7 protein-coding genes are annotated in these 12,094 nt (G+C 61.4%); 1 reads left to right on the plus strand and 6 read right to left on the minus strand.

The features are described 5' to 3' along the window. Positions 1–46: 46 nt before the first annotated feature. On the plus strand, positions 47–427 hold the full coding sequence (locus tag AB4N82_RS09960; protein WP_032885171.1) for a hypothetical protein: 381 nt from the start codon (positions 47–49) through the stop codon (positions 425–427). Here AB4N82_RS09960 and pbpC read toward each other — a convergent pair. The 6 genes from pbpC to AB4N82_RS09990 form a co-directional block, all read right to left on the minus strand. Then, positions 424–2,721, minus strand: coding sequence for a penicillin-binding protein 1C (gene pbpC, locus AB4N82_RS09965; protein ID WP_122764010.1), 2,298 nt, complete (start codon positions 2,719–2,721; stop codon positions 424–426). The genes AB4N82_RS09960 and pbpC overlap by 4 nt on opposite strands. After that, positions 2,702–8,506: an alpha-2-macroglobulin gene (locus AB4N82_RS09970; RefSeq protein WP_122764047.1), complete on the minus strand. Its 5,805-nt coding sequence runs from the start codon at positions 8,504–8,506 to the stop codon at positions 2,702–2,704. Before AB4N82_RS09970 ends, pbpC begins: the two co-directional genes overlap by 20 nt. A 291-nt stretch (positions 8,507–8,797) precedes the next feature. Next, the gene (locus tag AB4N82_RS09975) at positions 8,798–9,730 is read right to left on the minus strand and encodes a phosphatidate cytidylyltransferase (RefSeq protein WP_032885177.1); all 933 of its coding nucleotides are present in this window, start codon (positions 9,728–9,730) and stop codon (positions 8,798–8,800) included. 1 nt (position 9,731) lies between these two features. After that, the gene (locus tag AB4N82_RS09980; protein WP_032885179.1) at positions 9,732–10,352 is read right to left on the minus strand and encodes a lysophospholipid acyltransferase family protein; all 621 of its coding nucleotides are present in this window, start codon (positions 10,350–10,352) and stop codon (positions 9,732–9,734) included. 9 nt (positions 10,353–10,361) lie between these two features. After that, positions 10,362–10,805 carry a hypothetical protein gene (locus tag AB4N82_RS09985; protein WP_032885180.1) on the minus strand — a complete coding sequence of 148 codons (444 nt, stop codon included), beginning with the start codon at positions 10,803–10,805 and terminating at the stop codon, positions 10,362–10,364. Next, complete coding sequence (locus AB4N82_RS09990; RefSeq protein WP_122764009.1) at positions 10,795–12,093, minus strand: phosphatase PAP2/dual specificity phosphatase family protein; 1,299 nt, start codon at positions 12,091–12,093, stop codon at positions 10,795–10,797. Before AB4N82_RS09990 ends, AB4N82_RS09985 begins: the two co-directional genes overlap by 11 nt. Between the last annotated feature and the right edge of the window lies 1 nt (position 12,094).

The following is a 12,094-nucleotide window of genomic DNA, read 5'->3' on the forward strand; positions in this document are numbered from 1 at the left end:
GGAGGCCCATCGGGTCTCCAGGTTTCAACGCAAGGACGCCACGTTGATGCCATCTTCCTTTCCCCACCTCGGCGAGCGTTTGCACAATCGCCGATTTGTGGTCGCGAATAACACCCATGGGCTTTCCGGTACCGGCACGGTGTTTCATTACCGTGTCGACGGTGATGCCCTATCCAGCACCTACCAAGGCGGCCGAATCCGCACGGGGACGCAAGTCGGTCGCGTGACCGGCGCCGATACCATTGAGCTGCTTTTTCAGTGCCTGACGCTGGACGGTGAGCTGCTGTCCGGTTGGTCGCGAGGCACAGTGACTGTGGATACGTCTGGGCGTACCAGCCTGAGCTTTGTATGGGGTTGGTTATCGGGTGCGACCGGAGGCGGGGAATCGAATTATGTTGAGCTTGCTGAGGGTGACAACTGCTCCTAAGGCACAAACTCCACCCGCAACCCCCGACTCGTGCTGCGCCCTTGATCATCACTGACCCGCAACCGATATTCCCCTGACTTGCCCGGCCTCCAGTTCAGCGTGGCTTGCGGCGGGCCTTGGCCGATCAAGGTTTGATCAGCGAACCAGTACAGCGTCGCCGCATCGCTGGCCGCATTCGCGTTCAGCGGGATGCTTTCCTGGGGTTGAGACAAGCGCAGTTGGTAGCTCACCTGAGTCAGTGGCGAGCGAATCTGCGGCGCTTCGCTCTGGTCGGTGATGCGGTTGGGTTGGCAGTTTTTCATCACGTTGGGCGGGGTTCGGCGGGGCAGGCCGGCTGCTCGGTACAGGCGTTGAACGTCGCTGGGCCAGAACTCGAAGATGTCCTCTCGTGTGTATTGCGGATCGAACGGCGGGCACGCGGCTTTGCCGGTGCGGGTGTCGATCAGCACCGGGCGGTGCAGGTTAGAAACGCGGATCGGCGAGACGCCGGGGATGTACCAGGTCTTGCGGGTTTGCGGGCACCAGCGGTTGGGCAGCTCACCGGAGGCAGCGCAGACATCAATGCGCACCAGCCCCGCGGGCGGCTTGTCGGCTTTGATCGCTACGTTGGGTAATGCCAGGGGCAAAGCGTCAGCAATGCGGAAGAATAGCGGCGCGGCGGTCTTGGCACCAATAAACGCTGGATTTGGCCGACCATCGAAGTTACCCACCCACACCACCAACACATACGGGCCGACCAGTCCGGCGCTCCACGCATCGTGAAAACCCCATGACGTACCGGTTTTCCAGGCGGTTCGCCAATGGCGGCCGGGCAGGCCATCTGGGCGTGGGTTGCGGCGCAGCATGTCGCGCACCATAAACGCGGCCTGCGGGCTGAGCAGTTGTGCGCCGGTGGTTTGCGGCTGTTGCTGCAAGTAGCGCAACGGCCGTAAATGCCCGTCTCCCGCCAACATCACATACAGCCGTGCCAGCTCCTCCGGGGTCATCTCGCCGCCACCCAGTGCCAGGGCCAGGCCGTAATGGCTTTCGTCGCGTAGGCCTTTGATGCCGGCGCGTTGCAGCAAGCCGTATAGAGAAGGCGACTTGACCTGGCTGGCGAGCCACACGGCGGGGATATTGCGACTGCGGATCAACGCGTCGCGGGCCGTCAGTGGGCCGACAAAACTGCCGTCGAAGTTTTCCGGTTGGAAGTAGCCGAAGTTACTCGGTAAGTCCTTGAGGATGCTCATGGGGTGGATCACCCCTTGGTCCAGCGCCAGCCCATAGAGAAACGGTTTGAGCGTAGACCCCGGCGAGCGCCGTGATAGCACACCATTGACCTGTCCATGGATGTCTGTGGATAAGTAGTCCGCTGAGCCCACCAGCGCCTTGACGCTCTGATCGCGGCTGTCGATCAGGATCGCGGTGGCGTTCTCCACCCCGGTGCTACGCCGTTCGGCGATAAACCCGGTGATCAGACGTTCCAGCAATTGTTGCAAAGGCAGATTGAGCGTGCTGTTCAACTCATTACCAGCTTGAGATGCCAGCAATTGCTCGCTCAAGTGTGGCGCCAAAAAAGGAATTTGCTGGCGGTTGCGCGCTTCCAAGGGCAAGTCCAGCAAACTGTCATTACGCGGGTCTTGTGGATAAGTCTCGCGCCAGTCAGCCATCAAGCGCAGCCGGGCGTTTTGCAGCGAAGGCCCGAAGCGTGCTCGACGGCCGGGCTGTTGGGGGATTACCGCCAATGCCAACGCTTCGGACAGCGACAACTGCGCCGCCGCCTTGCCAAAGTAGATGCGACTGGCCGCTTCGGCGCCTTCGATATTGCCGCCCATGGGCGCCAGGTTCAGGTACGCCTCAAGGATGTCGTGCTTGCTGTAGCGCGCTTCCAGCCACAGCGCCAACGCCATCTGCTGCAATTTGCCGGGCACTTGGCGGGTGTTGAGATCCCACAGGCGCCGCGCCAGTTGCATGCTCAACGTCGAGCCGCCTTGGCGCTGGCCTCCGCTGTAGGTGGCCATGGCCGCCCGCAGCAACGCCGGGGGATTGATCCCCGGGTGCCAGTAGAAATTGCGGTCTTCCTTGAGCAGCAGTGCCTCAATCAATGAAGGTGAAATGCGCTCCAGTGGTAGCCATAGGCGATATTGACCGTCCTGGGCCAGCGTCATACGCAACAGCGAGCCGTCGTCGGCCAATACGACCCTGGAGGAGGTAATGGCCTGTTCCAGCGGCGCATGGGGCCAAAGCCGCACGCCGGCCAGTAACGCCGCAGCTGCCAGCAGCGGCGTCAGACGTTTAAGGCTTGGTAATTTCAAGCTGGCCTACTTTGCCGCGTCCCTGCAGGGTGGTTTCGTACATGCCTTCGGCGTAGGCCGGTGGCGTATTGAACGTCCCTGCGTTTGTGGCGCGTACTCGGTAAACGAAAGTGCCTACATCACGTAGCGCAGTGCCGTACAACACCACCCGATCATCCCGCACATCCACGTAGTCTGGCTGCCAGTTGCTCAGCTCGGTTTCGCCGATGGGGGCCTGCCAGGTGTCAGCTTCTTCTTCGCTGGCTTCAACGTACTCGGATTCTTCGCCTTCGCTTTCCTCGCTGCTCGCGGCTTCCGGCTCTGGAGGCAAGTTATACACAGGCTCGACACCGCCGGGCAGCAAGTCGACCACGGCCACTTGCTGCACTTGGTCGCGGTCGGTAGCCCGTAGGCGCAAGCGCACCAGGAACTCATCACCCACGGCTACCTTACTCACCGGCTCGCCTTTGAGGTCGAGGTATTCGTGGATGATTTCCAGGCCGTTGTTGATGGCTTTGAGCTTGGCGCCTTTATCAAAACCGGCTTCGCTGAGCATGTAGAACGCTGCCGGGCCATCGGATTTTTCCATGACCAGCTTCTGCGTGGCGCGCGGTACGGCGGCGCGCGGTGGCTGGCCGGCCATTTCCAGCAATTGTTGCTGTTTATCGCCCAGCCAGGCGGTGGCCTTGAGGGTCATGTCGCTTTGCGCGCGCTGGCCATAGTTGTCCAGGGCGCGCAGCAACAATGCCGCCGACAGCGAATTGTAGCGCTGCTCGTTGAGGCGTTTGCCGAGCTTATCCAGTAGCGCGGTGGGCACGTCATCCATCAGTTCAGGGAAATGGCGCGCCAGCAGGTGCAAGTGTTCGGCGTCGTGCACCAGCGGGTCGTAGTACAGGCCGTCGCTGTCCCACTTATCCACAAGCGAACGCCACGGGATTTTGCGGAACAGCGTATCGGCCTGCCGATCCTGCTTGAGCAGTTTGTAGCTGGCAGCCAGGTAGGCGGCGCCCAGGTCGTTCTGCCAGCTGTCCTTGAAGTAACTCTCGTAGCGCTCGCGGATGTCGCTCAGCGCGCCGCTCACCAGAATCCCCTGACGGCTCAGCAGGTAACTGGCGTAGGCACGGTTGCGCAATTCCGACAGGCCTTCGCTCGGGCCGTTGGCCAGGTCTGTCAGATACGCGTTGGAACGCACCAGCAGGTCTTCCGGCACCGGCAGCCCGCGCTCCTTGGCTTCGATCAGGAAATCAGTGGCGTACAGGCTGGCGTACGGCGCCACGTCAGGGTTGGCTGCCCACAATCCAAAGCCACCGGCCTGGTTTTGACGCTGGCGCAACATGCGGACCGCGCTGCTGAAGGCTTGTTCAGCCTCGGGTGCGGTGCCGCCCCAGATCAATGCCGGCATGGCCTTGGACACCAATTGCTCGGTGCATGCATAGCCGTAGTCATCCAGGTAATGCTTGAGGCCGTTGGCCCATACCAGCGGCGAGGCGGCCACGCCCAACTGCACATCACGCAGCTGGCTGAACAGTTCACGTGTGGGCTTGAGTTCTTTGCTGGCGCTGTCGAAACGGCCCAGGCTCAGAGCGACGCGGTGTTCGCTCAAGGGCCGGATTGACGTGGTTTCCGCCACCTGGAGCCGTTTGCCATCCGGCAGCACCGCGACAAAGCGCAGGTCTGCCGAACCGAGGGTGTCGCCGACTTTGATCTTGAATTCGGCAGTGCCTTCTTTGCGCGGTTGCAGTGACAAGGTGCTGCCCTTGTCGCCCTGCACCACGAGGCCGGCGCTGGTCTGCACTTCAAATTTCACATCCGCTGCCGCGTCGAGGTTGCTGAACACCCCGGCGCTGACGTTGAACACATCCCCCGGCGCCACGAAGGCCGGCACGTTGGGCGTGATCACGATCGGGCCGCGCACGTCGGTAGTGGTCTCGCTGACGCCCACGCTGTCGGTATCCACCGCGACGGCAAACAGGTGCAACTTGCCGTTGAAGCTGTCGGGTACCTGGTAATGCAGCACGGTTTCACCGACCGGCAAATCCACAAGCCCGGACCACCACGCCACTGGCGGCTGATGTTTGCGTTTGAACGGGTTGAGGTGATTAGCCAGGGCGCCTTCCGTATCGCCTCCAGGCGCCGCCCCACTGAGCAGGCGGCTGAACTCCGGCAGGATCAGGTCAAGAATCTGACTGGTGCCGACTTCCAGCGCACGCTTCTGGAAGAAGAAACCCAGCGGATCAGGCGTTTGATAGCGCGCTACTTGCAGGATGCCTTCGTCCACCGCGTAGATCACGGCGCGACCCGGGCGGTCGGTGTTGACCTTAATGTCGAGGGTCTGCCCCGGCTCGATCTTCGCCGGGCCGTCGACCTTCAGTGCCATGCGCCGCGCGTCCAGGTTGATGCTGAAGGGCACCACACCGTAGGAAAGCGGGCTCATATAAACCTCGGACGAACCGATGTCCCGCACGAACTGCACGTTGACGTAGGCATTGCCCTCAAGGCCCGCAGGCACGCGGATATGTTGCACGCTGTTGGTGCTGTCTGCCTTGAACCACTGCTGGGTGTAGACCTTGTCGCGCTCGATGGTGATCAAGCCCGCGCCGGTGTACGGCGCGCGAATGCTGATGGCGATCTCATCACCGGTGGCGTAGCTGCGTTTATCCAGGCGCAGTTGCAGCTCGGCGTTACGCTCCAGGGAGCGCGAGGTGTTGCCGCGCCCGGCCACGCTGTAGTCGATCTGGTTGAGCAGGTTGCCGTTGGCGTCCTTGAGTTGCAGGGTGAAATCCCCTGGCGTGCCGGTGTTCAGGGTCTGCTTGGCGCCGTCTTTGGTCATCACCAGCGGTGAGGCTGGTTGGCTGATGTTCTTGATGCGCGACTCGTACTTGTAGGTGCCGTTGGATTGCTTCACCAGCACCGACACATAACGGTGCTCGACCACTTCGCTGGTCAAGCCATCCACCGCAAGCGGTGTGAGGTCTGGCGCGACGGCCAGCCATTGCACCTGGCGCGGAGCGTCCTTAGCGACGTATGACAGCGAATCCTGACTTTTCACACCCACCAGGTACGGCGCGGACGACACCAGCAACGCACTTTGCGCCGCCACGTTGCGGCCACCTTCAGCCTCGAACACCTGGGTCATCACTTGCAAACGATAGGTGCTGTTGGCGAAACGTTGCAGGTTGAGGTCGAGCACGGCCTGGCCGTTATCGTCGACGGTGGTTTCGGCCAGGTCTTCGGTGCTGGCGTCTTCCAGGGAATCATTGAGGCGGAAGCGGTAATCGGGGTAACGGTCGAATGCCGCGAGCGTCGGGCTCAGTGACATTTTTGCAGTAACGCGACGGCCCGAGGCCGGGGCGCCGAACAGGTGCATGGCGGTGACTTTAGCCACCACTTGGTCCGGGGGAATCCAGCCCTGCACCGGCGTGTCGTGCAGGCTCAAACTGACCTTCATGCGGTCCGGCTCGAAATCGCGGACTTTGAAGCTGACACTGCCCAGGTCTGTGCGCGTTTGCTTCTGGCCAATCAACTGCAAGGTCGCGGTGTATTCCCCGGCTGGGGCCACTTCGCTGCTGGGGAAATCAAAGGTTTCAAACCCGCTGGCGGAGAGCTTCAGTGGCTGGCGAATCACTTCCAGACCGCGCGGGTCGGTGATTTGCAGCTCCACCGGCAGACCTTGCAAGGCGCCTTTCCAGTTGCCGCTGCGCACGATCATGCCCAGGTGGGCGGTTTCGCCGGGTCGGTACAGGCCGCGGTCGGTAAACAGGTAGGCGCTGAGGCGATCAATCGCACCGTCTTCTTCCAAACCGCCTACATCAAAGCGCGACAAATCCAGCTGCTGGGACTGACGGGCGATTGGCAGGAACGATTGGTCATTGCCGCGACTGACCACATACATAAGCGGCGTTTTCTCACGGCGCAGTTCATCCAGCTTGGCGAAATGCACATGGCCTTCGCCGTCCGTGTGACCGCTGCTCACCGGCAAGCCATTGCGACCGATGATGTCGACTTGCGCGTCGGCCACCGGCGAACCATTACCGATGGACTGCACATACACGTCATGACTGCCGTCGCTGGAGCGTTTGGCGATGATGCCGAGGTCGGTCACTACGATAAACCGCAGGTCGCTGGTACTGCTGCGTTCATATTCGAACGTACGCTCGGCCGGTTCATCCTGTGGGCTCAGCTTGAGCACGAAAATGCCGCGACGGCCGCCGTTGGCGGTGAGGTAGTGGCTCAAATCTACGTTGTCGTAGACGGTTTTGGCCGGGTCATTGGATGACAGAGGAATGTCCAGAGACTGACGCTCGACCATACGATCGAAGTACTCATTGCCAAAGTTCGGCCGCGCAAAACTGCCGCTGCTCTGGTCCACCAAGTGTTGCAACTGGTTGGGCAACAGGCGGGCGATTTCCACGTGGGCGCCGGGCACTCCCCTGGCCATGAAGCCCAGGCGTTTCTCGCCAGTGAGGCTGAGCAGGGCGCCGTCAGACAGGAACTGCAAGGTGCGCGGATACGCCGGCATGCTGACCAGCGACGCCGTAGGATCCTTCGCCAGATAGCCGCCGATGGCCTCCAGGTTAGCGGGCACGCGTACATACAGCGCACGTCCGGCAGGGGCCTTGAACTTGAAGGCGTGCAGGGTGTTCAGCGGTTCGACGCTCGGCACGTGGGTCAGGTTGACCTTGGTGCTGCGGGCGAGCAGGGCGTCGTCGATCTCATTGGTGTTATAGGGGCGGGTGTCGTCCTGGGCTTTTTCCGGCAACAGCCAGGCTTGGACTTTACCGGCGATGGTGTCATCGGCTACAGCGCTGGAACTGCTGAACATCAGCACAGGCTCTGGCTCTGCGCGTTCGTTATCCACAAAGCTGATTTCGGCGCCCGTAAATGTCAGGCGATAGCGACCGGGTACGGTGACTTTGGCCACCAACGATGCGGCGCTGGCGTTGCCGCCATCGCGAGCCTTGATGCCTTCGTCGAGTTTGGCGCTGACCGGGGTGCTTTCCAGCGGGGTGGCCAGGGCTGCGGAGCGTACGTAGGCGTTGAGTTTTTTCTCGTCGAAGGTGATTTCCGGGCGATTTGGCAATTGGGCATCGCGGTAGGTCAGGCCTTTGTCGAGGGTCACCGTTACGTGCTTGCGCAGGCTGTCTTCATCCACAGGGTGGGAAAAATGGAAGGTCGCCACCAGCTGCTTCAGCGTCGGGTTGGATGGATCCTGGTACAACTCGTTGGCGGCCAGGGTGGCGCGGAACGGTTGGGTGGAGAACTGGGTGCTGTACTGATCCAGCAATACTCCATCTGCCAACAGGTTTTTCTTGGCCAGATCAAGGGTGTAATGGGCGTCGATAGGCCAGTCTTTCTCCGGCACGAACAACAGGCTACGGTCATCCGCCCAGCGCCAGGTGCCTGCGACCTCGGGCTTTAGGGTAATGCCCTCGGTGACGGGTTTACCGATGGCCGCAAGGGGCGCCACGGACTCGGCGAAGCGCACCTGTAAGTTATCCACAACTGGCGTTGGCTGGGTGTAGTCAGTCAGGTTGGGCTTGTGCAGCGAGTAGCTCGCGGTATGCGGCTGCGGCAGATTGGAATACCAGTGCCAGCCGTAGAAGCCAGCGGCCACGAGCAGTGCTAGCCCGAGCACTCCGGCACCCGTCTGACGCGGGTAAGCATGGGCTTTACTCCCAAGTTTTTCCACGCCACGGCCGATAGCGCGCAGCCACAGCGGAGGATGCCATTGGCCGAAAACGGCCCCCACCACGGTCAGAAACACGCCGACAACACGACGGCTGATGGCTTTGAGCGAATCGAACATGGTGAGCATCCCTGGCTAAGTGCGGCGTATCTTACAGCGTCTTTGATACAAAAGATGACGCCGATACGCCGTATGGCGGGATGTTTATGGGGGGTTAGTGAGCGCCCATGCATGCCAGCGAGCGGTCGACCATGAGGTTGGCCATGTCCTTCAGGTGTCCGGCGGCTTTTGTGGGAGTGGGCGAGCTCCCGATGACGGTCGATCAGTCAACATCTTCAGCGACTGACACACCGCCATCGGGAGCAAGCTCCTCCCACATTTAGCGCTCCATTGAGCTGAGAATGCTGGTGGTCAGGTCCACCAGTAGCGTACGAGGTGGAAGAAAATCGGCGCGGCGAAGCACACCGAATCCAGCCTATCCAGCATACCGCCGTGGCCTTCGATCATATGCCCCCAATCCTTAACGCCCCGATCCCGCTTGATGGCTGACATGACGATCCCACCGGCAAAACCGAGCAGGTTGATCAGCAAGGCGATCAGGAACGACTGCCATGGGTTGAACGGCGTGGTCCACCACAGCGCGGCGCCGATCAGGGAGGACAGCAGAATCCCGCCGACAAAACCTTCCACGGTTTTGGACGGTGACAGGTTGGGCGCGATCTTGTGTTTGCCGAACAGCTTGCCGCACACGTACTGCAACACGTCCGAGAGTTGCACGACGATCACTAGATAGGCGATCAGCAGCAGGTTGCGGCCTTCGTAGCCGGGGATGTCCAACGTCAGCAGGGCCGGGACGAAAGACACGCAGAACACCGCGATCATCAAGCCCCATTGCACTTTCGAGGCACGTTCGAGGAAGTGTGTGGTGTCGCCGCCCAATGAGGCGAGGATCGGCAGCAGCAAAAACACGTACACAGGGATGAAGATCGAGAACAGCCCGTACCAGTCCGAATAAATCAGCAGGTATTGCAGCGGCAGGGCGAGGTAGAACGCGGCCACCAGCGCCGGGTAGTCGCTGCGTCGGGTCGGGGTGAGGGTGAGGAACTCGCGCAGGGCGTAGAAGGACACCGCGTAGAACAACAGAATCACCGCACCGGTGCCGAGCCAGAAGGCGATACCGATCACCACCACCATCACCCACCAGGCATTGATACGGGCGTTGAGGTTGTCGATCACCGCGTTCGGCGTGCCACGGGTGCGCAGTTTGAGGATCAGGCCGATCAGTGAGGCGAGCACCAGGATCGCGCCGATTCCGCCGAACAGCATCAGGGTTTGGCTATCCATGTCAGACATGCTCCGGGGCGAGGGCGAGCAGGGCGTCGCGTGTGCGGGCTAGAAATAGCGCCTTGTCTTCACCGTCTTCCAGTTGCAGCGGTGCACCGAAGCTGGTTGTGCATAACAACGGCAGCGGCAAAACGCGCCCCTTGGGCATGACCCGGTTGAGGTTGGCGATCCACACGGGGATCAATTCGGCCTGTGGGTAACTTTTTGCCAGGTGGTACAGGCCGCTTTTGAACGGCAGTAAGCCGTCCTCCGGATTGCGCGTGCCTTCAGGGAAGATGATCAGCGAATCGCCACCCTCCAGGGCAGCGAGCATAGGCTGTAGAGGGTTATCCACAGGGTCCTTGCGTTCGCGGTCGATCAGCACACCATTAAACACGCGGTTGATGATGTAACGACGCAGCGCGCTTTTATTCCAGTAATCACTGCCGGCCACCGGGCGCGTGAATTTGCGCAGGTTTTGCGGTAACGAGGCCCACAGCAGCACAAAGTCGCCGTGGCTGCTGTGGTTGGCGAAGTAGATGCGTTGCACCGGCACGGGCGCGCAACCCAGCCACAGGCTGCGGGCGCCGGTGACGGTGCGGGCCATGGAGGTAATCAGCGTGGCGACCACAGGTTCGAACATGGGGATTCCTTATCCGGCGAAAGGCAGCCAAGGGCTGGCGAGGATCACGCCCAGGGTCAGCAGCGCTTGCGCGCCCAGCAGCCAGGCTTGTTTGCGCAACAATTTGAGGGCGCCGCGACGGCGCTCGGCCCAAGGTCGGCCGGCCCGATTGGGCGATTGCAGGCCGAGGGTCTGCAGGGCTTGGTCGAGGTCGGTGGTGCGCTCAGTATCGCGGGCCAGCAGGGCGAACAGGTCGGCGTCGAAGGCCACGCGCAGCGCCCAGTACTTTTGCAGCAGGCCGAGGATAATCATCCACAGGCTGAGCAGCAGGCAGATGATCGAAATACTCGCCATCAGCAATTGGGCCAGGCCGAATAGCACACCGGCCACGGTCAGTCCTGTGGATAACTGATCCAGCGAACGGCCACGGCGCAGCAGGCTGGCCACCACCTGGAGTTCCATATCAGCGGGCATGGGGCAAACCCTCCAATGCTTCACGGTGAGCGGGGTGCAGGACCACATCGGTCCGTGCTGCACGAATAATAGTCAGCGCTTCGTCCACCGTCGTGGCGCGCCCGCTGTGTAACAGCCAGGCGGCGACGGCGGTAGCGCTGCGTGAGTAGCCGAGGGCGCAGCACACCAACAGCGGGCCGCGTGCGCGGAGGCGTTCGATTGCTTCAGCAGCTTGCCGGCATTCGGTGGGTGTCGGCGCTATCAGATCGAGCACCGGGATGCATTGATACGCGCGGCCCTGTGGATTAATCGGCAGTTCGGCGCATAGATCCACAATGGCGCTGAATGAACTCTGCTCCTTTGAGGTAGGAATCCGCCCCAGCCAAACGTTATCCACAATCACGTCCGGCTGCGGATGATTGCGTGTCCACAGCCGGGAATTGATCCAGGCAGCCACTAGATAGGGCGCATATAACCAGCGCGCGGCGGGTGTGAGCTGACCATCAGCGCGCTTCTGGAAACCCGCCGCGCCCAGCACGAAGTAATTCGCCTTGATCAGCCCAAGGGAAACCGCTGGCCACAGCAGCCACAGCCACCAACCGCCCAGGCTTAACGCCACGATGATCAGCGCCAGGGCGCCCAGGCCGTAGCGCACGCCCAGCTGCCAGCGCTTGCGGTCTTGGGTAAGCCGCGTATTCAGCAGCGGGCTCGGATGTTCGAGCGGCCACAACCACACGCAAATCCAACCCGCGAGGGCGCCTGTGGGTAAGTCGATAAAGTGATGTTGATAAGTGGTCAGCACCGAAATTCCGATCAACGCGAACCAGCCATGCACCAGCCAGCGCCAGAAACCTTGGGTATGACGTTGGAACATGACCCACAGGATCACCAGCAGCGCGATGTGCAGCGACGGTGCCTGGTTGAATGGCTTGTCGAAGCCCGCCAACACCGCAAACAACCAGCCAAACACGCCATCCAGCTCGGGCCGCTCGAAGGTGAAACGCAGTGGCCAGATCAGGAAGCAGCTCACCGCGATCACCTGGGCACTCAGCAGGCGCAGTGCGTGTTGCTTGAGTTCATGACGGGTGCTGGGCAGCAGCAGGGAGAAACCGTAGAGCAGGTCGATGGACCAGTAAGGCACGATGGTCCAGGCCCAGAACGGCATATGGGTTTCCCAGCCGAACACCAGCGTGCCCACGTCGCTGCGCTGGCTGGTGACCCAGGTGGCAAAGCCGTAGGTGCTGAAGAACAACGGCGCTAATAGCAGCAGCCACAGGACGGCTGGTTTCAACAAACCGGGTTCGCGCATG

The sequence above is a fragment of the Pseudomonas sp. H1_D04 genome (assembly GCF_054683855.1).

What these genes read in the sequence shown, in the direction of transcription:
- AB4N82_RS09960 (WP_032885171.1), top strand. Translation starts at nt 47, where the DNA reads ATGCCATCTTCCTTTCCCCACCTCGGCGAGCGTTTGCACAATCGCCGA.
- AB4N82_RS09970 (WP_122764047.1), bottom strand. Translation starts at nt 8,506, where the DNA reads ATGTTCGATTCGCTCAAAGCCATCAGCCGTCGTGTTGTCGGCGTGTTT.
- AB4N82_RS09975 (WP_032885177.1), bottom strand. Translation starts at nt 9,730, where the DNA reads ATGGATAGCCAAACCCTGATGCTGTTCGGCGGAATCGGCGCGATCCTG.
- AB4N82_RS09980 (WP_032885179.1), bottom strand. Translation starts at nt 10,352, where the DNA reads ATGTTCGAACCTGTGGTCGCCACGCTGATTACCTCCATGGCCCGCACC.
- AB4N82_RS09985 (WP_032885180.1), bottom strand. Translation starts at nt 10,805, where the DNA reads ATGCCCGCTGATATGGAACTCCAGGTGGTGGCCAGCCTGCTGCGCCGT.
- AB4N82_RS09990 (WP_122764009.1), bottom strand. Translation starts at nt 12,093, where the DNA reads ATGCGCGAACCCGGTTTGTTGAAACCAGCCGTCCTGTGGCTGCTGCTA.